This window comes from Cupriavidus sp. 05N38, assembly GCF_056397345.1.
In genome coordinates this window covers 97497-117856 of record NZ_JBFTNF010000017.1, presented here as the reverse complement: position 1 = coordinate 117856, position 20360 = coordinate 97497, and the positions used below count along the sequence as shown (strand labels likewise).

Sequence of the window (20360 nt, the reverse complement as noted above, 5' to 3'; positions counted from 1 at the left end):
CGCCTGCGCTCGCGCGGCCGGGCTGCCAGGCGCCATGCGGCGCGGCGCGCCGGATGGCCGCCTGGCGGCGGTGGGCCGGCGGGGCGGGGGCCCGCGGCGATGCGGTGGGTGGGTGCTCGCGCATGATGGTTCTCTCCCGTTCCGGCCCGTCGTCAGCGGCGGTGCCGGTCGTTCTGGTGGCTCTTGCCGTTCTCGTTGCCGCGTCGTGCCTGCTGTGTATCCAGCGCTGTGTTTTTCTTTTTTTCTTTCTTTTCTTTTGTTCTTCCTGCCCCCGGGGCGCGCGTTTCAGACCGCGCCCGTCATCACCATCAGCACGCCGCCCGCCATGGCCACGGCGTAGGGCAGGCGCGCTGCGGTCGTCAGGTTGTCCTTGCCCGCCACGTCGGCGCGCAGGCCGAAGGGCAGCCACAACAGCCGGGCGCACAGCCCGGCGAAGGTCTGGCGCGCCTGCTTGCGCGCCAGCACGATGATGAGGGCCAGCAGTCCGCCCATGGCGAAGCTGGCCACGGCGATCTGCAGCGCCGCCGCCGCGCCGACGAAGGCGCCGATGCTCGCCATCAGCTTGGCGTCGCCGGCGCCGACGGCGCCGAGCATGTACAGCACGAGGAACGGGCCGAGGCCGGCGAGCGCGCCGGTCAGCCAGGCCTGCGTCCCGTGGAGGAATCCATGCAGCGCGACCTGCAGCACCAATGCCACCATCAGGCCCGCCCCAACCAGCCAGTTCGGGATGCGGTGGCTGCGCAGGTCGCTGGCGGCGGCGATGCCGACCAGGGTGAGCAGGCATCCGCTGGTGAGTGGGTCAAAGGTGCTCATGGCATTCTCGTGGCGGCAAGGGGTGGCGGCGCGATGCGGGTATCCGGCTTGAGCGTCCTGACGCGCGGCCCGGCCGGCTCGGCTGTGCCGGCCGGGGCGCGCTTGCCACGGTCTCAGGCGGCGGCCGCCGTCAGCGCGACCTGGATCCGCGTCCAGATCCTCCCGACCGCGGTCGCGAGCGTCGGGCCCGATACGATCATGACCAGCGCCACGAATGCCAGCAGCAGTGCATATTCGACCCCCGCTGCGCCGTCTTCGTCTTGCGCAAAACGCTTGATGCCTTCGAACATGGAGTTCATGTCCTTCTCCTTTACGTCATGGTTCAAGGGGAAAAAGCGCCCGCTGAGAATCGGGCACAAGATTCGGCCGGTGGTGCCAGCCGTGGCCAAGCCAGAGGGTTCGCCGATGTCGCGAGCGTGCCGGCGCAACAGCGATGCATGGATCGCTGCCTCCCCGTAGCGCTGCGCGACAAGGCGGGCCTCCCGGCTCCACCAGTCTCCAGGGGACCTCATGACCGTGACCAGCCGGCGGGTCCTCACCCGGCGCATCGCCGCTTGCTGCGGCTTGTTGCGCTGGTAGGTGCCGCGGACCGGTTCTGTCCTCCCTCAGGAACCGGTCCGCGCCTGAAAATGCTGCAAGACTGCTATTGATCGCCGCCGCGGTGTGTCGCAATTCGCCGCTGCGGTGTGGGCCATGGATATAAAGTTGCGCTGGCCCTGCGCCAAACCTCCCCGCGAAGCGGCTGCCCTGTCACGGCAACCGCTTCCCCCCCGTTTCAACTCGTTTGTCGTGATGCCGGGGCTGGTGGATTGCACCGCCTTGGTCCTGGCATCCTCGGCGTACCGTCTATCCCTGCTTTCGGTCGCTCTGGTCTTTGTAACGGGGAATAGAGCGACGAACATGCCAGCGCAGCTAAGTGCCTGATTTGATTGGTGATGTTTTTGGGCCACTTGTTACAGACCGATTTTCTTGTAACAGGATGTTTCCTTGTTGTTACTGCTCCGGAGCCGTTGCGGGCCCGGAAAAGTCAATTGTGCTGCCCAGGGAGTGACGCAATGGGCGTGTGGCGGCACTGAAAAGTGCGCAATGCGCATTGCGGGGCCTGGCTTTCGGTGAAGCGCCACCGGGCAGGCGAGGGTAATCGCGCAGCGGTATCCGGGTGGTGGAGCAGTCGCCGCACGGCCGCGCGATTGGTTGCACGCGCGATACGGCTTTGCGGGGTTCAGGTATGGCCGCGAAGGCACGCGATGCCTTCCGCATGCCCGCGGGCGCGCCGGAGAGGGGCGGCAAGGATGACCTGGGCGGCAAAAGATGTAGCCGGGAGGGGCGCGAATGTGGGCCGCCCCACATTGGCCATTAAGTTTTCTCGCTCTGTTGGATGAGGCGGGAACTTCTTGCATCGCATCCTKGTTACGCTCGTTTTGGTTGCAATCCTGATACATTGCTCGCCGTAGTGACGGCTTAGGAATATCGTCGCGCGGCCAGTGAGGCGCGCAGTCCGCCCGGACGGACACAACTTGCGGTTTTCAAGGGAGAAGCCAGCATGCAGGACAATCAGAACAACAACGATTTCCCGGCGCCGCCCGCGGCCGCGCCTGCCGCGACCGCGGGCTTCAGCCAGCCGCGGCCGCTGCGCTTCGAGTTCATCGGTTCGGGCTCGGAGTACTTCCGCATCTGGATCGTCAATGCGCTGCTGACCATCGTCACGCTCGGCATCTACTCGGCGTGGGCGAAGGTAAGGACCATGCAGTATTTCTATCGCAACACGCGGCTCGACGGCGCCAGCTTCGACTATCACGGTCGTGCCACCGCCATCCTCAAGGGGCGCGCCATTGTGTTCGGCCTGGCCATGGTGTTCCAGTTCACCAGCCATATTTCGCTGCTGCTCTCGCTGGCGCTGGGTCTCGCGCTGGCCGTGGTGTTTCCGCTGCTGCTGGTGAGGTCGCTGCGCTTTCGCATGGCCAACTCGAGCTATCGCGGCCTGCGCTTTGCCTTTACCGGCGGCGACGCCGAGGCATACAAGGTATTCCTGCTGTGGCCGGTGCTGACGGTGTTGACGCTGTACGCGCTGGCGCCGCTGGCGCACCAGCGCTTCAAGCAGTATCAGCACAACCACACGCGTTTCGGCACGGCGCCTTTCGCCATCGATGCCACGGCGGGCAGCTTCTATGGTGTCTACCTGCGAGCTTTTGGCGTGATGGTGGCGGTGGTGGTGCTCGCGAGCCTCGCCGGCACCGCGCTCGGCGGTGGCCTGGGCGCAAGCAGGGGTGCCGTGGTGATGGCTTTTGCCATGGCCGCCGGCGGTTTCTACCTCGCGCTGCTGGCGGTCGGGCCATACTTCATGGCACGCCTGCAGAACCTGGTGTGGAACCACACCACGCTGGCGCCGCACGCGTTCCGCAGCGAGGTGAAGGCGAGCCGGCTGTTCTTTATCTTCGTCACCAACATGATCGCCAATGTGCTGACGCTGGGCCTGTTCATGCCATTCGCCAAGGTGCGCTCGATGCGCTACCGCATCGAAGCCATGACCATGCTGGCGGCGGCGCCGCTGGATGCCTTCGTGGCCGGCGAGACCGAGCAGGTCGGCGCGCTGGGCGATGCGGCGGTGGACTGGTACGACATCGACATCGCGCTCTGAACCACCTTGCTCTTCTTTGTCACCTAAGGACGCCAGGGCCCCGATGCCGGATTCCTCCCAAGCCCAGGCGGCTGCTCCGGTAGCCGCCACCTATTTCGATGGCCGCTCGTCGCGCGCCCATGCGGTCCGCTTGTCGATCGAAGGGCGCGAGGCGGTACTGCGCGAAGCCGGCGGCACGGTGCTGCGCAGCGCGCCGTTGTCGACGCTGCGTGTTTCCGAGCGGGTCAAGCGCGCACCGCGCCTGGTGACATTTGCCGACGGCGCGTTCTGCGAGATCACCGACCACGCCGGCCTGGCCGCGCTGCTTGCCGTCAGCGGCCATCGCGAGGGCTGGGTGGTGCGCGCGCAGAATAGCTGGCGGCTGGCCTTGTTGTCCGTGCTCGGGCTGGCGGTGGCGCTGGTGCTGGGCTATTTCCTGGTGTTGCCGTGGGGCGCCCGCATGGTCGCGCGCAGCGTGCCCGCGGCGCTGGAAGCGCGGCTCGGCGAGGCCACGCTGGCCGGCATCGACAACGGCCTGCTCATGCCGTCCGCCTTGCCCGCGGCGCAGCAGGACCGCATCCGCGCGGACTTCGCGGCGCTGCGGCGTCCGCCCGATCCCGGGCACCAGTACCGCATCCTGTTTCGCCGCGGCGGCCGGCTCGGTGCCAATGCGCTGGCCTTGCCGGGCGGCACCATCGTGGTGACCGACGAGCTGGTGAAACTGGCTGGCACAGGCCCCGGGCTGATGGGGGTGCTGGCCCACGAAGCCGGGCATGTGGCGCAGCGCCACGGCCTGCAGCAGATCTTGCAGGCCTCCGCGGTGGGGGCGCTGGCGGCTTACTTCTTCGGCGACTATTCCAGCGTGCTGGCGGGCGTGCCGGCGGCCATGCTGACGCTGCGCTATTCGCGCGACCACGAGCGCGCGGCCGATGCCTACGCCGTCGAAGTCATGCAGCGCAACGGGCTGCCGGTGGCGGATTTCGCCGATGTCCTGCAGGCGCTGGAAAGCGCGCACAAGCGGGAGGTGGATGCGCAGGTGGCCGGGACGGGGGCCGGCGCGCAGGGCGGTGCTTCGGCGGGCAGCGGCGAACGCGAGACCAAGCGCGAGCGGCGCAGCCGCCGTGCCGCCGAAGACAGCGGCGAGGACGACGACAATGGCTTCTTCGCCACCCACCCGCTCACGCGCGAACGCATCGAGGCGCTGCGCGCGGCGCAGCGGGCCCAGCATTAGTGGCTAATATTGGTGCCCAGCACTAGGGCCGCGCCGGAGCAGCCCCCGGGCTAGACGGCAGCGGGCCGGGCAGCTTCCGGCGGCGACGGGGCCGCCACCTGTTCCTGCAGCCAGGCATGGAATTGCTGGATGGTCTTCTCGCGCGGATTGGCCTCGCGCCATGTGACCCAGTAGTGAAGGCTGGAGGGGATGCGCGTGGTGCCCAGCTGCACCAGCTCGCCGCTGGCGATATAGTCGCGCGCCAGTTGCAGGCGCGCGGTCGCTGCGCCCAGTCCGGCCACCGCCGACTGCAGCATCATCCCCGCGTCCTGGAAGATCGGCCCGCGCTCGGGCTCGCTGGCGGGCAGGCCGGCGGCCTCCAGCCAGTCGCGCCACGGCCGCAAGGCAAAGCGCAGCATCGGCAGGCGCGGCAGGTCGGCCAGCGTGAAGCCGGGGTAGCGCGCCAGCAGCGCCGGGCTGGCCACCGCGACCACGTGGTCTTCGGTCAGGTTGTGGCAGGCAAAGCCGGGCAGGTCCACGCGCTGGTGCCAGATGCCCACGTCCACCGAGTAAGGATCCGGCGGGCTGATCTCGGCGTGCAGTCGCAGGTGCAGGTCCAGCCCCGGCATGATGGCGTGCAGGCTGGGCAGGCGGCGGATCAGCCAGGCATTGGCCAGGTCCGCCATGACGCTGACTTCGAGTTGCACCACCTGCGGCGCGCAGCCGTTGCTGGCTTCGCGCAGGCCGTCTTCCAGCTCGGCCAGGCCGTCGCGGATGCGCGCGGCCAGGCGCGTGCCCACATTGGTGGGCACCATCAGGTGCGCGGTGCGCTGGAACAGCTTGGTAGCCAGGTTGTCCTCCAGCGCTCGGATATGGTGGCTGATGGCACTGTGGGTCAGGGACAGTTCTTCCGCCGCGCGCGAAAAACTGCGGTGGCGGGCGGCGGCTTCCATGGCGCGCAGTGCCTGCAGCGCGGGCAGGTGCGGTGTCGTGCGCGGGCGCGTGGCGCCGGGTGCCAGCGTGCATTCGGGCTCGCCGGCCGCGGCCGTGGAAGCGGCGGGGGCAGCCGGGGGCGTTGCCGGACGGGCGGGTTTGGGGGCTCGGGAAGTCATTGCCGTCAAATTCTACTCACAATTGCGGCAGGTATCTTTCGTTGGCCTTGCACCTCGAGACTGAGGACAATGCGGAGATGAATTCTGCCAATCCCGCTTCTTCCGCTTCTTCTGCTTCCTCCGCTTCCTCCGCTTCCCCGGCGCCCCGTGCCGCGAGCCGGCCCGGGCCCGCCCTGCCGCGCGATGCCGGCATGCGCTGGCGCGTACTCTGCATTTTCTCGCTGGGTTTCCTGGTTTCCTATATCTTCCGGGGCGTCAACCTGGGCTTCGCGCCGCACCTGATCCGCGAGATGGGCCTGAGCGCCGCCGATCTCGGCCTGCTGACCAGTTTCTATTTCCTGGGCTTCGCCTGTGCCCAGATTCCGGCGGGGCTGCTGCTCGACCGCTTCGGCCCGCGCCGCACCGAGGCGGTGCTGCTGCTGGCCGCGGTGGCGGGTGCGCTGGTGTTTGCCAGCGCACCCAATATGGCCACGCTGGCGGCCGGCCGCCTGCTGATCGGCATCGGCGTGTCGGTCTGCCTGGGCGCCGCCATCCAGGCACTGTCGATCTGGTTCCCGCTGTCGCGCATGCCGCTGCTCAACGGAGTGGTCATGGCCATCGGCGGCCTCGGTGCCGTCGTGGTGGGTGCGCCACTGGGATGGCTGCTGTCCTGGRCGGACTGGCGCACGGTCAGCTACGGCCTGGCCGGCCTGACGCTGGCCATGGCCGCGCTGCTGTGGTTCGCGGCCCCCGAGGCCGGCGGCGCGGGCAAGCAGCGCCTGGCCGAGCAGTTGCGCGGCACCTGGCAGGTATTCCGCAACGAGCGATTCCTGCGCGTAGTGCCGCTGGCGCTGCTCAATCAGGGCATCTTCCTGTCGGTGCAGACCTTGTGGGTGGGCGCCTTCCTGCGCGATGTGGCGGGCTATTCACCGGAGCAAGGCGCGCGGCTGGTGTCGGTGATCGGCTTCGCCATGATGGGCGGCTGCGTGTTCGCCGGCTGGGCCGCGCGGCACCTCGAGCGCGCCGGGCTGAGCCTGTACGCCTTTGCCGGCCTCGGCATGAGTGGCTTTATCGTGGTCCAGTGCCTGATCATCGCCGGCGTGCCGCTGCCGCCGGCATTGATGTGGGCCGCCTACGGCGTGTTCGGCTCGAGCGGCATCCTGGCCTACGCCGTGCTGGCGCGCAGCTTCCCCGACGCACTGATCGGCCGCGCCACCACGGCGCTGACCCTGACGGTTTTTCTGGCGACGTTCGCCTGCCAGGTCGGTGTCGGCCTGGTGCTCGATCTCTGGCCGGCCACGGATGGCCGCTATCCGGCACAGGCGCACCTGACCGTCTGGGGCGGCCTGGTGGCGCTGCAGGTGGCCGCCGCGGTCTGGTATGCGCTGGGTAGCAAGCGGGGCGCCGCGCCGGCAGCAGCGGGGCGCTAATACTTTGGAATGACCCCCTAAAGAGCGATGCCGTGGCAGCGCGCCATGGCATAGAGTGGCCCAAAAGGCTTTCCGGCGGGCGCAGGCCCGACTGGACGGCTCCAAGGGGGAGGGTCTATGAAGCCGAGCAATCCGGTTGCCGGTGCCATGCCAGCGGCGGGTGCCAATCCTGGTATCGCCGCGCACGAAGCCTTGCGCTGGCGGCATGCGCTCTGCGTTCTCTTCTTCTTTTCGGGATTCCCGGCGCTGATCTACCAGTTGATCTGGCAGCGCGCGCTGTTTCGCATCTTCGGCGTCAATATCGAATCGGTGACGATCGTCGTCACGGCTTTCATGCTGGGACTGGGGCTGGGCAGCCTGGCCGGCGGCCTGCTGTCGAGGCGGCGCGGGCTGCCACTGCTGCCGCTGCTGGCGGCGATCGAGCTGCTCACCGGCGCGTTCGGGCTGGTCTCGCTCGATATCTTCGACTGGGCCGGTTCGCTGGCGCTCGGCATGCCGCTGGGCGTGACGGCACTGGTCGCGCTGGCGCTGGTGCTGGTCCCCACGCTGCTCATGGGCGCGACATTGCCGGTGCTGGTCGGGCACCTGGCGCGCCGTTCCGGCAATGTGGGCGGCACCGTCGGACTCCTTTACTACGTCAATACGCTGGGTGCCGGCGTTGCGTGCCTGATCAGCGCCGCTGCGCTGTTTCCCTTCCTCGGCATGCAGGCCGCCGTCCATGTGGCCGTGGCGATCAATGCGACCGTGGCGGCCGGCGCGCTCGCGGTGCACTGGCTGGTCGGCGACGCGCCCGATGCCGCGGCGGCGCAGGCGCGGCAGGGCGTGTCCGCCGCGGTTCCCGCGGCCACGCCGGTCCTGCGCTTCTGTGCGGTTTCGATCCTGGCCTGCGCCGGCGGGGCAATCTCGCTGTCGTACGAAATCTTCTTCTTCCGCGCGGTGTCCTATGCCACCGGCGGCAGCGCCTCGGCCTTTGCGCTCACGCTGGGCGTCTTCCTGCTCGGCATTGCGTCGGGCGCGCACCATGCGGGGCGCTGGTGCCACGGCGCCGCGGAGCAGGGGATGCAGCGGCTGGCAATCAGCCTGCTCGTGGCGAATCTCGCCGGCTTGCTGTTCCTGCCCATGCTGGCGCACCTTGTCGCGTCCGGCGTGGTGCTGCTCTGCGCGATGTGCCTGGTCGYGTTCTGGGTGGCGCGGGCGTGGGGGGCACTGTTGCCGTGCCTGGCGCACTGGGGCGTGGCCGCCGATCACCACGCCGGCATGCGCACGGCACTGCTCTACCTTGCCAATATCGCTGGCTCGGCGGCCGGCAGCCTGCTTACCGGCTTCGTACTGATGGAGTATCTCGGCCTGCTCGGCATCGCGGTGGTGCTGGTCTGCGCCGGCGTGGCATGTTCCTTCCTGCTCGGCGCGTGGCTGCCATTGCCGGCCGRCTCGCGGCGGTGGCAGACCGCCGGTGCCGGCGCGCTGTGGGCGCTGGCGGTAGTGGCCTTGCCCGCCTTCGGCGGTGGCGCGCTGGAGAGCCTGCTCTGGAAAGACGCTCCCGATCCCAAGGGGCCCTTCGCACACGTGATCGAAAACCGCAGCGGCATCATCACGGTGGACCGCGAGGGCACCGTGTATGGCGGCGGCATGTATGACGGCCGCTTCAACGTCGACCTGCGCCACGACACCAACGGCATCATCCGTCCCTATGCATTGAACCTGTTCCACCGCCATCCGCGCGATGTCCTGATGGTCGGCCTGTCGTCCGGGTCGTGGGCGCAGGTGATCGCCAACAACCCGGAGGTGCGTTCGCTGACCATCGTGGAGATCAATCCCGGCTATGTGGACCTGGTGGCGCGCATGCCGGCCGAAGCCTCGGTGTTGCGCAACCCCAAGGTGACGATCGTTGCCGACGACGGTCGTCGCTGGCTGCGCATGCATCCCGACCGGCGCTTCGATGCCATCGTGTCGAACACCACGTGGCACTTCCGGGCCAACACCACCAACCTGCTGTCCTCGGAGTTCTTGCGGCTTGCCGGCGATCATCTGGCGCCGGGCGGCGTGCTCTACTACAACACCACCGATTCGCCGCGGGCGCAGCGCACGGCCTGCCTGTCATTCCCTCACGGGGCGCGTTTCAAGAACCATGTGGTCGTATCGCGCGAGGCGCTGCCGTGGGATTTCAAGCACTGGAGCCGGACGCTCGCAGCCTATCGCATCGACGGCCGCCCGGTGCTGGACGCGGGCAGCGGCCAGGGCGCGCGCATCGTCGACGCCATGCAGGCGGACTGGCATGCCGCGCACGCCGGCAGCCGGTCCGGCCCCGGCAATACGATCGAGGAGTGCGCCAGTATCCTGGCCCGCACGACAGGACTGGCATCGGTCACCGATGACAATATGGGCAGCGAGTGGCGTCATCTGATCGGGCTCGACTGAATGCATGACGCAGGCGGTGCGCCTGTCGGCGAAGGGGGCCGGCAGGCACCAGACCGGGGGAATTGACATGGTATCCGGCACGGCGCTCTGGACGCGCGGCGACACCGTCCGCTGGGGTTCGATCCTGGCGGTGCTGGCCGTCGACGCGCTGTGGCTGCGCCTGAGCGGCCGCTCGCTCGCCGCCGAGGCGCTCGAGAGCCGCCTGCTGGCGTTTGCCGTGCTGGGCACGCTGTGCGGCTTGCTGATGCTGGCGGCCAGGGCTTCGGCGGCACGCGGCGCGTCTGGCCGGCAACGGTTGGCGGCGCTGGCGGCGATGATGCAGGCGCTTGCCTGGCTGGTGCTGTTCCTCAATGGCATGTGCGTACTGTCCTACCTGCTGGTCACGATGGCGCCGCCGCTGATCGATGCGCGGCTGGCCGCCATCGATGCCGCCCTTGGTTTCAGGTGGCCCGCGGTGCATGCCTGGGTGCGCGCGCATCCGGACCTGAGCGGCGTGCTGCAGTGGTGCTACGAGGGCGGGCGCATGCAGTTGCTGCTGGTGCCGCTGGCGATCGGCCTGTTTGGCCCGGCCGAGCGCCTGCGCGAGTTCCTTTCCTGCATGATGATTTCGCTCGCGCTGGTGCTGCTGATCTCCACGCCGCTGCCGGCCAGCGGCGCGTACTACTTCTTCGGCCACCTGGGCGGGGTGTCGCCGGCGGAGCTGGCGCAGTATTCCCACTTCGCGCCGCTGCGCGACGGCAGCCTGCGCGTGTTCGATCTCAACACCGCGCAGGGGCTGGTGTCGATGCCGTCGTTTCACACCGTCATGGGCCTGGTCTTTATCCGGGCGATGTGGTGGTCGCGGCTGGCACGGTTCGCGGTGCTGCCGTTCAACGTGGTGATGATCCTGTCCACGCCCAGCCAGGGCGGGCACTACCTGGTGGACGTGCTGGCCGGCGTGGCAGTGTGGGCGGCGACTTTCCTGCTGGTGCGCGCCTTGCACCAGGCGCGCGAGCCGCGGCCATGGCGCGCGGCGCTGCCCGCCGTGTCTTTGGCGCGCCCGCGCGGGGCGATGGAAAACTAGTGCGCTGCCGCTGTCGTGGGCGGCAGATACCCGCCCACGACAGCGGCAGCGCGGACTACAGCACGATTGGCCGGTCGTCCAGCTCGTTGCGGTTGGGTTTGCCGCCTTCGGCAGGGAAGTGCAGGGCAAGCAGGTGGTGGATCTTCTCCACCGCCGCCAGCACCGGCCTGACCGATAGCTCGCGCGCGAGTCCGGCGGCCAGGTCGTCGCAGATCGCGTGCCAGGTGTCCGGGCCGACGCGCGCGTCGATGCCGCGGTCGGCCAGCAGTTCCACTGCGTGATCGGCCAGGTTGATGTACAGCAGCACGCCGGTATGGCCTTCGGTGTTCCACACTTCGAGCGCGCCGAACAGCGCGCGCGCGCGTGCGCGCGGCGTGGTGCCGGCGAAGGCCAGTGATACGGGCAGGCTGGATTCGATCACCACCCGCACTTCGCCCAGGTGCCGCTGCTCGCCGGCGGCGACCGCCTGTTGCAGCTGCTGCCTGGCATCGGCGGGGAAGTGCCTGGCGGCGACGCCGGGCCGGGTGCCGAGATGACGCAGGGCGCGTTTGAAATGTGGCATGCGTGGCTACCAGTTGCCGGAGGCACCGCCCCCGTCGAATCCGCCGCCGCCACCGCCGCCGAAGCCACCACCACCTCCGCCACCCCCGCCGAAGCCGCCACCGCCACCACCACGTCCCCAGCCACCGCCGAGCCCGCCGAGGGTGCCGCCGAGGCCGCCGGCGGCGGCATCCCAGCCGCGCCGTCCGGTCACGATCTGCGGGCCGCGCGGGCGCCGTGCCGCGGAGGTGAAGAAGAACAGGATGATGGCGAGCGGGAACAGCACCGGCAGCCAGTCGGTCCACGAGCCGCGCTGGGCCGGCTTGCCGCCGGCCTGCGGCCCGGCCAGGCCTTCCTTGTCGATGGTGGCCTGGATGGCCGAGACGCCGGCCGCGAGGCCGCCGTAGAAGTCGTTCTGGCGGAAATGCGGCGCCATCACGTCCTGCAGGATGCGCTTGGACATCGCATCGGTGAGCGAGCCTTGCACGCCGCGGCCTACCTCCAGCCGCATCTTGCGCAGCCCGGGCGGGTTGTCCTTGGCGATCAGCAGGATCACGCCGTCGTCGATGCCCTTGCGTCCGGCGCGCCAGGCGTCGGCCACGCGGATGCTGTAGGCGTCGATCGGCTCGGGCTCGGTGGTCGGCACCATCAGCACGAAGATCTGGCTGCCGCGCTGCTGCTCGTACTCGGCCAGCACGTTTTCCAGCGCGCTGCGCTGGCCGGCGCTGAGCGTGCCGGTGAGATCGGTCACGCGCTGGGTCAGCGCCGGCACCGGCACGAAGCCATCGGCGCCGGCCGCCGCGGCGGCCAGCGCTGGCCATGCCAGCAGCGCGCCGAGCATCGCCGCCAGCATCAGCAGCGGCGCCAGCACGGTGGCGCGCCCGCCGCGCAGGATGCGCTCAGCGTGCGTCGGGGAGAGTCGGGCCAGGTCTTGCCGCATGCGCTTTGCCTTTTGCCGCCGGGCTCAGAACTTCACTGTCGGGGGCGCCGAGATCGCCTTCTCGTTCTCCACCGTGAACGACGGCTTGACCGGGTACTTGAACACCATTGCGGTCAGGTTGGTGGGGAAGCTGCGTGCCAGGACGTTGTAGTCGCGCACCGCGACGATATAGCGCTGGCGCGCCACGGTGATGCGGTTCTCGGTGCCTTCGAGCTGCGACTGCAGGTCGCGGAAGGACGCGTCCGCCTTGAGCTGGGGATAGTTTTCCGACACCGCCAGCAGGCGCGACAGCGCGCCGCTCAGCTCGCCCTGGGCTTGCTGGAAGCGCTTGAATGCTTCCGGGTCGTTGAGTGTCTCGGGTGAGACCTGGATGCTGGTGGCCGCCGCGCGGGCCTTGGTGACCGCCTCGAGCGTCTCGCGCTCGTGCGTCGCATAGCCCTTGACGGTATTGACCAGGTTGGGGATCAGGTCGGCGCGGCGCTGGTACTGGTTGATCACCTCGCCCCAGGCCGCCTTGACGGCCTCGTCCTTGGTCTGGAAGTCGTTGTACCCGCAGGCGGACAGCAAGCTGGCGCACAGGGCCAGCAAGAGCCAGCGCAAGACAGACCGCGGCGAAGACAGGGAAAGGGCTGCGCGCATCGGAGACTCCGGAATTCGTGGAAACACCAGTGTAGCGCAGGGGCCGGCGCGGGCAAGCGATTCGTCCCGGCGCAGTTGACGGGGGGATGCCGGCACCGGTAGATTGTCGGTTTTGGCGCGGTCGGCTCTCCAGACTTGCACCACGCCTGCACCACCCTGCATCACCGCACAGCCATCGATCACCAGCCTGCCATGCGCGCCTTTTCGCCGGTTTCCGCTCCTGCTTCCGCTGCCTCGCAGCGGCAGGTGCTCGCGCGCGCCAAAGCCAAAAAACAGCCGCTCGTCTGACCGGGGCGTGCTGTTCCGTCAGATGAGCGACGGAACGGCACCTGCGATCAGGGGCGAGGCCAGGTTCATGCCCCTTCACTGCCCCTAGCGGGCCCAGCTGCCACCCGGCGCACTTCTGCACGGTTTCTTCCTGACCGGTCGCACAGGAGTGTTTCATGCAGCAGACAGAACAAGCAGTTCAGGCAGTTCAAGCAGATCAAGCACGGCAAGCAGGACAGGTCTTCTCGGGAATCTGGCTGCCGCTGGTGACGCCGTTCGCCGGGAGCGACGTCGATCATGCAGCGCTGGCGCGGCTGGTGCGTCGCTATGCGGACAGCGGTATCGCGGGCCTCGTGGTGTGCGGCAGCACGGGCGAGGCGGCAGCGCTCGACGAAGACGAGCAACTGGCCGTGCTGGACACCGTGCTGGATGCCGCCGGCGGCCTGCCGGTGACGATTGGGGGTGTCCGGCAGCAATGCGCGGCAGGCTCAGGCGCGCGTGCGGCGCCTGGCCGGGCGTCCGCTGGCGGGCTTGCTGACGCCTGCGCCCGCCTATGTGCGGCCGTCGCAAGCCGGGTTGCGCGATTACTTCGGCATGCTGGCCGACAGCGCCGCCGCCCCGCTGGTGTTGTACGACATTCCTTACCGCACCGGCGTGAAGCTGGACACCGACACCATCCTGGCGCTGGCCGCGCATCCGAATATCCTCGCCATCAAGGATTGCGGCGGGGACTACCACGGCACCCAGGCCGTGATCGCCGACGGACGCCTGGCGGTGCTGGCCGGCGAGGACCACCAGCTGCTGGGCACGCTGTGCCTGGGTGGCCGGGGCGCGATCATCGCCTCGGCGCATCTCTATCCGGAGCTGTTCGTGGCGCTCGCGCGCGCGGTGGCGGAGCAGCGCCTGGAACAGGCAAGGCGCCTGTTCCATGCCCTGATGCCGATGATCCGGCTGCTGTTCGCGCAGCCCAATCCCGGTCCCGTCAAGGCCATGCTGGCGCGCGAGGGCTGGCTGCGCAATGCGCTGCGCGCGCCGATGACGCCGGCCAGCGAGGCACTCGAGACGGCGCTGGCGCGCGCCTGCGCGGACCTCGGCGAGGCCGCCGCCGCCCTGCGCGGCTAGCGCCGGCAGGGGCGCAGCGCTCAGCCGGCGGCGAACGCCTTGCGCGCCGCTTCGATGGTGGTGGCGAGGATGGCGTCGTCGTGCTGCGCCGAGACGAAGCCGGCCTCGAAGGCGGACGGCGCCAGGTACACGCCGGCATCCAGCATGGCGTGGAAGAAGCGGTTGAAGCGCGCRGTGTCGCATTGCGTGACTTCGGCGAAGCTGCCCGGCACGCCGTCGCGGAAGTACATGCCGAACATGCCGCCGATGGCGTCGGCCGCGAACGGCACCCCGGCTTCGCGCGCCGCCGCGGCGAGGCCGTCGGCCAGCTTGCGGGTCTGCACGGCGAGGCGCTCATGGAAGCCGGGCGCCTGGATCAGCTTGAGCGTGGTCAGCCCGGCCGCCACCGCCAGCGGGTTGCCCGACAGCGTGCCGGCCTGGTAGACGCCGCCCAGCGGCGCCAGGCAGGCCATGATGTCGCGCCGGCCACCGAAGGCCGCGGCCGGCATGCCGCCGCCGATCACCTTGCCCAGGCAGGTCATGTCCGGGGTGATGCCGTAGTGCGCCTGCGCGCCGCCCAGCGCCACGCGGAAGCCCGTCATGACCTCGTCGAAGATCAGCACGGCGCCATGCCTGGTGCACAGCGCGCGCATGGCCTGCAGGAAGGCATCGCTGGCGCGCACCAGGTTCATGTTGCCGGCCACCGGCTCGACGATCACCGCGGCGATCTCGCCCTGGTGCTTGACGAAGGCCTGCTCGAGCTGCTCGACGTTGTTGTACTCCAGCACCATGGTGTGCTTGGTCACGTCGGCTGGCACGCCGGCCGAGGAAGGCGCATTCTTCGTGGTGTCGGCGAAGGTCAGCAGGCCGGAGCCGGCCTTGACCAGCAGGCTGTCGGCATGGCCGTGGTAGCAACCCTCGAACTTCACGATCAGGTCGCGCTTGGTGAAGCCGCGCGCCAGGCGCAGCGCGCTCATGGTGGCCTCGGTGCCGGACGATACCAGCCGGACCTGCTCGATCGACGGCACCAGCTTGCAGATTTCCTCGGCCATCTCGATCTCGGCCTCGGTCGGTGCGCCGAACGAAAAGCTCAGGCCGGCGGTTTCCTGCACCGCGCGCACCACCTCCGGGTGGGCGTGGCCGACGATCATCGGGCCCCACGAGCCGATGTAGTCGATGTAGCGCTGGCCGTCGGCGTCCCACATATAGGCGCCTTCGGCGCGCGTGATGAAGCGGGGCGTGCCACCCACCGAGCGGAAGGCGCGCACGGGCGAATTGACGCCGCCGGGGATGGTTTGCTGGGCGCGGTCGAAGAGCTGCTGGTTACGAGACATGGCTTTGCGTGAGGTCAAAAGCGGGAGAAAACGAAGAAACGCGTTCCATCAGGCGCCAAGTCACGCGGAAATGCCTGCAAAAAGGCTGCAATGCGTGGCATTTACGCGGTAACGTGCGCGAACACGGCGTATTTGGCCCGAATCCTGCTTGCCTGGCTGGCGCCGGCGGCGCCGATTCGGTACCATCTGGCCCTGAATTTTAATGGAGAGTGACTGAACCGTTATGGAATACAAGACCTGGATGTGCCTGATCTGCGGGTGGATTTACGACGAAGCCGCCGGCGCGCCCGAAGACGGCATTGCGCCCGGCACCAAGTGGGAAGACGTACCCATCAACTGGACTTGCCCGGAATGCGGCGCGCGCAAGGAAGATTTCGAGATGGTGGCCCTGTAAGAGGCACGATCGAAAAGAGCCTGGCGTCGTTGCGCGGCACGGCAAGTGCCACTTGTACTGCCTGCGGCCGCGCCCTTGCAGGGCGCATGCGCGCTGGCTGGCGCGCACCGCCAAGCAGGCGGATCGCCATGCGATCCGAATTCCCCGCTCCGCCCTGGCCAGGACGGCCTCGCTTTATGTCGATAGCGTGATAGCGCTTCTTGGGCCACGTCTTCGGCCACGTGAAGTTGCCATGGACCGTGGGGCGGCAGACGGCCGCCGCCGTGCCGGGCAGATCGGCGTGACGCGCCCATGACGGATCCGCCCCCGGCAGGCCAGTCCGCGTTGCCGCGTCGCGTCGATGCGACAGATCGCCAGGGGCTGGCCGGGATTCCGGATTGACGGCCCCACGGCGACTTGTCACACTCTGTTTCAAATTTGAAAATCCGCCCTTTGGGGGGTGGACCAGGCAGGCGCGGGTACCACGCGCCGCCATTTGCCAGCCGCGGGCCACCGCGGCGGCGTGTTTTTCGGGAATCAGGACGTATTGTTTCGGGGGCCGCCGGAGCAGCCAGGCTGCGCCGCGCGGAAGTTCTCAAGTCAATGCCGGCGTGTCCCGCAGGGGGCGCGCTGGTTGCGGGAACGGTATGCGGGTCGATCAACTACAAGAAAGTATTCGGGTCAGCCTGGGGGTCAACCCCGGAGTCAGCGGCGTGGTCGAAGCCGGTAAAGCCGGCGGCGGTGCTGCGCCCGCGCGGCGCAAGGTGCTCGTCATCGACGACTCCAGCACCATCCGCCGCACCGCCGAGATCTTCCTGTCGCAGGCGGGCTGCCAGGTGCTGCTGGCCGAAGACGGCTTCGAAGCCCTCGCCAAGGTGGGCGACATGCATCCGGACCTGATCTTCTGCGACATCCTGATGCCGCGGCTGGACGGTTACCAGACCTGCGCCCTGATCAAGAAAAGCCCGCGCTTCCATGCCATTCCGGTGATCATGCTGTCGTCCCGCGACGGCGTGTTCGACCGCTCGCGCGGCCGCCTCGTCGGCGCGCGCGACCATCTCGCCAAGCCGTTCACCCGCGAATCGCTGCTGCAGGCGGTAGACGCCTGCCTGCCATGTGCCGCCGCCGTGGCCAGCGCCGAGCCGGCCTGAGCGCATACCCAGGAATACTCATGACTACCAGCAAGACCATCAGCAAGATCCTCATCGTCGACGACTCCCCGACCGAAGCCCTGTTCATGTCCGACCTGCTCGGCAAGAAGGGTTTCAAGGTCTCGGTGGCCGGCAACAGCGACCAGGCCTTCGCCAGGCTCGAGAACGAACGCTTCGACCTGATCCTGATGGACGTGGTGATGCCAGGCCAGAACGGCTACCAGGCCACCCGCGCCATCAAGCGCGACGACCGCTTCAAGGATATCCCGGTCATCATGTGCACCAGCAAGGGCCTGGATACCGACCGCATCTGGGGCATGCGCCAGGGCGCGTCCGACTACATCGTCAAGCCGGTCGACGGCGAAGAGCTGCTCGGCAAGATTGCGGCGCTGGCCCACTGAGGCGAGCCCGCGCGGCCACCCGTTACCCCTCCTTCCTCTCACCGGAAATCCGCTCATGAACGCGCCGCGCCAGGACCTCCGTGCCCGCCAGACCCGGCTGCAGGACTACCAAGCCATGCTGGCCCGCCGCTTGCGCGAGGCGCGCAGCCTGCCCGCGGTGGAGAGCTACCTCGGCCTGCAGGTGGGCCAGCGCCACTGGCTGCTGCCGCTGCTGGAGACCGGCGAGGTGATGGAGATGCGCCAGCCCAGCCGCGTGCCGCTGACGCAGGGCTGGTACACGGGGCTGGTCAATGCGCGCGGCAGCCTCCTGGGCGTGATCGATTTCAGCCTGTTCTGCGGCGAGGGAGCCACCCCGCTGCAGCCGGGCAGCAAGATCGTGGTGTTGTCGCGCCAGGTCGAGCGCGCGTGCGGCATCCTGGCCACGCGCGTGATCGGCCTGCGCCATGCGGGCGAGCTGAGCCTGCCGGCCGGGACGCAAGGCAGCCGGCCGGAGAGCCCGTCCGAGGGCGCGCCCGAATGGGAGGGCGCGCGCTTCGCCGACCGCGACGGGCGGGACTGGCAGGTGCTGGACGTGCGCCGCCTGCTGGCGTCGCCCGCCTTCCTCCAGGTGGGCCGGCAGGCCGCCTGAGCGCGCAGCGGGCAGGGCAGCGGTACGGATGGGGAGGGGGCGGGTCCGCGCATGGTCGCGGGCGCGCCGCAGAGAAACCAAGAATCGAAAAATAACGAACAGAGGGTGGGTGCTATGGGTTTCAAGAACTTCAGCCTGGGTCGCCGCGGGCCGGTGGCCGCCGCCGCCGAGATGGCGGTGAATGCCGGCGCGCCGGCGGCAAGGAGCACCCCGGCCGAGCGTATCGCGGACAGGCTTGGCCGCATCCCGTTCGCCAGCCAGCAGCGCGCGCTCACCGGCGGCGTGATGCTGTCCCTGGTGGCGCTGCTGGTCTCGGTCTATGCCGATAATCGCGAAGCCAACAACGGCGCGGCACAGATCGAGATCGCCGGCGACATGCTGATGCACTCGCAGCGCCTGGCCAAGGCGGTGCCGGTGGCGCTGCTGGGCAATGCGCAGGCCTTTACCCAGCTGCGCCAGTCCAGGGAGGAACTGGCGGGCGACTTGCAGGCCCTGCAGAACGGCAGCGACACCAAGCACGTGCGCGCCAGCAGCGGCGCCGCCGTGCCGCTGCTGGAAAAGGCCACGGAATCCTGGCGCCGCACCGAGAAGAGCGCGGGCGACGTGCTGGCGCAGTTGCCCACCCTGATCACCATCGGCCAGACGCTGCAGATCTTCAACGCCTCCAACCCCGAACTGCTGGAAAGCGCGGAGCAGGTGGCGGCAATCAAGCTGCAGAGCGGCGCCAACGCACGCGAGGTGGCCGCCTCCGCGCAGCTGGTGATGCTGACGCAGCGCCTGGGCAAGAACCTCAACGAATTCCTGGCAGGCGAAGGCGTCAACCCGGAAACCGCGTTCCTGCTGGGCAAGGACACCAATACCTTCCGCGAAACCCTGGACGGGCTGCTCAACGGCAGCGAGGCGCTGCGCCTGTCGGCCGCCGGCGATGCCGAGACCCGCACCTACCTGCAGCAACTCTCGCAGCGTTTCGACGCCGTGCAGAAGACCACGCAGACCATCCTGCAGAACCTGCCCGGCCTGATCGCCRCCAAGCRTGCCCAGCAGCAGATCTTCAACGACAACGAAGCCCTGCGCGGCGAGCTGTCGCAGTTGCAGGCCGCCTACGCGGAAGGCGCGCGCGTGCGTCCGCTGACGCTTGGCGCCACCATCGTCTCGGCCGCGCTGACGCTGCTGTTCCTGGCCGGCCTGGCCGCGCTCTACCTGCGCGACTCGCGCGCCAAGGCGCTGGAAGCCGAAGCCCGCGAGCACGAAGCCGACGCGCGCCGCCTGGATGAAAAGCGCAACAACGACGCGACCCAGAAGGCGATTCTGCAGCTGATGAACGAACTGCAGGACATCGCCGACGGCGACCTGACCAAGCAGGCCACCGTGACCGAGGACATCACCGGCGCCATTGCCGACTCGGTGAACTACACGGTGGAAGAATTGCGCGAGCTGGTGGGCCGTGTGCAGCAGACCGCCGGCGAGGTCACGCAGGCTTCCGGCCAGGTGCAGGACACGTCGATCGAACTGGTGGCCGCATCCGAGGAACAGTCGCGCCAGATCCGCCAGACCGGCGAGTCGGTGGTGGAAATGGCGGACCGCATCACGCAGGTGTCGCGCGGCGCCGCCGAGTCGGCCAACGTGGCGCGCGCCTCGCTGGCCGCCGCCGAGCAAGGCCAGCACGCGGTGCAGAACGCCATCCTCGGCATGAACGACATCCGCGAGCAGATCCAGGACACCTCCAAGCGGATCAAGCGCCTGGGCGAATCGTCGCAGGAGATCGGTGAAATCGTCGAACTGATTTCCGACATTACCGAGCAGACCAACGTGCTGGCACTCAACGCCGCCATCCAGGCCGCATCGGCCGGCGAAGCCGGGCGTGGCTTCTCGGTGGTGGCCGAGGAAGTGCAGCGCCTGGCGGAACGCTCCGGCGAGGCAACCAAGCAGATCGGCGCGCTGATCCGCACCATCCAGACCGACACGCAGGACGCGGTGCACGCCATGGAGCGCAGCACGCAGGGCGTGGTCGAAGGGGCCAAGCTGTCCGACAATGCCGGCGCCGCGCTGGTGGAGATCGGCCGCGTGTCGCGCCAGCTTGCCGAGCTGATCGAGCAGATTTCCCAGACCACTTCGCACGAGGCGGGCCTCGCCACCGCGGTGGCACGCAATATCGAAGGGATCCTGCAGGTGACCGAGCAAACGTCGTCCGGCACGCGCCAGACTGCGTTGTCGGTGCGCCAGCTGACCCTGCTGACCGAGGAACTGCGCAATTCCGTGCTGCGATTCAAGATCGCCTGACGAGTTACGCGAGCCCGCGCCATCGCGGGCCACGGACCGGCGCCACCGCATTGGACGCATTGGA

General features: G+C 68.8%; 17 protein-coding genes and 1 pseudogene. 11 read left to right on the top strand and 7 right to left on the bottom strand.

What is annotated here, in order from left to right; genetic code table 11:
• Positions 1–285 precede the first annotated feature (285 nt).
• Positions 286–813, bottom strand: a complete 528-nt coding sequence (locus tag AC1DK4_RS15175; RefSeq protein WP_441612578.1) for an A24 family peptidase — start codon at positions 811–813, stop codon at positions 286–288.
• Positions 814–926: 113 nt separating this feature from the next.
• On the bottom strand, positions 927–1112 hold the full coding sequence (locus AC1DK4_RS15170) for a Flp family type IVb pilin (protein WP_441612577.1): 186 nt from the start codon (positions 1110–1112) through the stop codon (positions 927–929).
• 1244 nt (positions 1113–2356) lie between these two features.
• Between AC1DK4_RS15170 and AC1DK4_RS15165 the strand changes: the two genes are divergently transcribed.
• Positions 2357–3451 (top strand): YjgN family protein, encoded by a 1095-nt coding sequence (locus tag AC1DK4_RS15165; protein WP_441612576.1) that lies wholly within the window; start codon positions 2357–2359, stop codon positions 3449–3451.
• Positions 3452–3494: 43 nt separating this feature from the next.
• Positions 3495–4661: a M48 family metallopeptidase gene (locus tag AC1DK4_RS15160; protein ID WP_441612575.1), complete on the top strand. Its 1167-nt coding sequence runs from the start codon at positions 3495–3497 to the stop codon at positions 4659–4661.
• 50 nt (positions 4662–4711) lie between these two features.
• On the opposite strand, the gene AC1DK4_RS15155 is transcribed toward AC1DK4_RS15160, so the two are convergent.
• A complete protein-coding gene (locus AC1DK4_RS15155; protein WP_441650446.1) occupies positions 4712–5752 on the bottom strand; it encodes a LysR substrate-binding domain-containing protein in 1041 nt (346 codons plus the stop codon).
• Positions 5753–5829: 77 nt separating this feature from the next.
• Here AC1DK4_RS15155 and AC1DK4_RS15150 point away from each other — a divergent pair, with 77 nt between their 5' ends.
• The 3 genes from AC1DK4_RS15150 to AC1DK4_RS15140 all read left to right on the top strand — a co-directional run bounded on the left by AC1DK4_RS15150 (position 5830) and on the right by AC1DK4_RS15140 (position 10642).
• Positions 5830–7161, top strand: coding sequence for an MFS transporter (locus AC1DK4_RS15150; protein WP_477131618.1), 1332 nt, complete (start codon positions 5830–5832; stop codon positions 7159–7161).
• A 117-nt stretch (positions 7162–7278) separates the two neighbouring features.
• Positions 7279–9579, top strand: a complete 2301-nt coding sequence (locus AC1DK4_RS15145; RefSeq protein WP_477131617.1) for a spermine/spermidine synthase domain-containing protein — start codon at positions 7279–7281, stop codon at positions 9577–9579.
• A gap of 67 nt (positions 9580–9646) precedes the next feature.
• Positions 9647–10642, top strand: coding sequence for a phosphatase PAP2 family protein (locus AC1DK4_RS15140; RefSeq protein ID WP_441612571.1), 996 nt, complete (start codon positions 9647–9649; stop codon positions 10640–10642).
• A 55-nt stretch (positions 10643–10697) separates the two neighbouring features.
• On the opposite strand, the gene AC1DK4_RS15135 is transcribed toward AC1DK4_RS15140, so the two are convergent.
• The 3 genes from AC1DK4_RS15135 to AC1DK4_RS15125 form a co-directional block, all read right to left on the bottom strand.
• The gene (locus tag AC1DK4_RS15135; protein ID WP_441612570.1) at positions 10698–11204 is read right to left on the bottom strand and encodes a TPM domain-containing protein; all 507 of its coding nucleotides are present in this window, start codon (positions 11202–11204) and stop codon (positions 10698–10700) included.
• A 6-nt stretch (positions 11205–11210) separates the two neighbouring features.
• Positions 11211–12035, bottom strand: a complete 825-nt coding sequence (locus AC1DK4_RS15130) for a TPM domain-containing protein (RefSeq protein WP_441612729.1) — start codon at positions 12033–12035, stop codon at positions 11211–11213.
• Between the two features lie 111 nt (positions 12036–12146).
• A complete protein-coding gene (locus AC1DK4_RS15125; RefSeq protein ID WP_441612569.1) occupies positions 12147–12761 on the bottom strand; it encodes a LemA family protein in 615 nt (204 codons plus the stop codon).
• Between the two features lie 443 nt (positions 12762–13204).
• On the opposite strand from AC1DK4_RS15125, the pseudogene dapA reads away from it, so the two are divergent.
• Positions 13205–14150: pseudogene (gene dapA, locus AC1DK4_RS15120) on the top strand (4-hydroxy-tetrahydrodipicolinate synthase).
• A gap of 20 nt (positions 14151–14170) precedes the next feature.
• Here dapA and hemL read toward each other — a convergent pair.
• The gene (hemL, locus tag AC1DK4_RS15115) at positions 14171–15463 is read right to left on the bottom strand and encodes a glutamate-1-semialdehyde 2,1-aminomutase (protein WP_441612568.1); all 1293 of its coding nucleotides are present in this window, start codon (positions 15461–15463) and stop codon (positions 14171–14173) included.
• A 223-nt stretch (positions 15464–15686) separates the two neighbouring features.
• Between hemL and AC1DK4_RS15110 the strand changes: the two genes are divergently transcribed.
• The 5 genes from AC1DK4_RS15110 to AC1DK4_RS15090 all read left to right on the top strand — a co-directional run bounded on the left by AC1DK4_RS15110 (position 15687) and on the right by AC1DK4_RS15090 (position 20296).
• Positions 15687–15857 (top strand): rubredoxin, encoded by a 171-nt coding sequence (locus AC1DK4_RS15110; protein ID WP_017225880.1) that lies wholly within the window; start codon positions 15687–15689, stop codon positions 15855–15857.
• A gap of 626 nt (positions 15858–16483) precedes the next feature.
• A complete protein-coding gene (locus AC1DK4_RS15105; RefSeq protein ID WP_441612567.1) occupies positions 16484–16987 on the top strand; it encodes a response regulator in 504 nt (167 codons plus the stop codon).
• Positions 16988–17007: 20 nt separating this feature from the next.
• Positions 17008–17388, top strand: coding sequence for a response regulator (locus tag AC1DK4_RS15100; RefSeq protein ID WP_441612566.1), 381 nt, complete (start codon positions 17008–17010; stop codon positions 17386–17388).
• A 55-nt stretch (positions 17389–17443) separates the two neighbouring features.
• Positions 17444–18016, top strand: coding sequence for a chemotaxis protein CheW (locus tag AC1DK4_RS15095; protein ID WP_441612565.1), 573 nt, complete (start codon positions 17444–17446; stop codon positions 18014–18016).
• Between the two features lie 114 nt (positions 18017–18130).
• Positions 18131–20296, top strand: coding sequence for a methyl-accepting chemotaxis protein (locus AC1DK4_RS15090; RefSeq protein ID WP_477131616.1), 2166 nt, complete (start codon positions 18131–18133; stop codon positions 20294–20296).
• Positions 20297–20360: the final 64 nt, after the last annotated feature.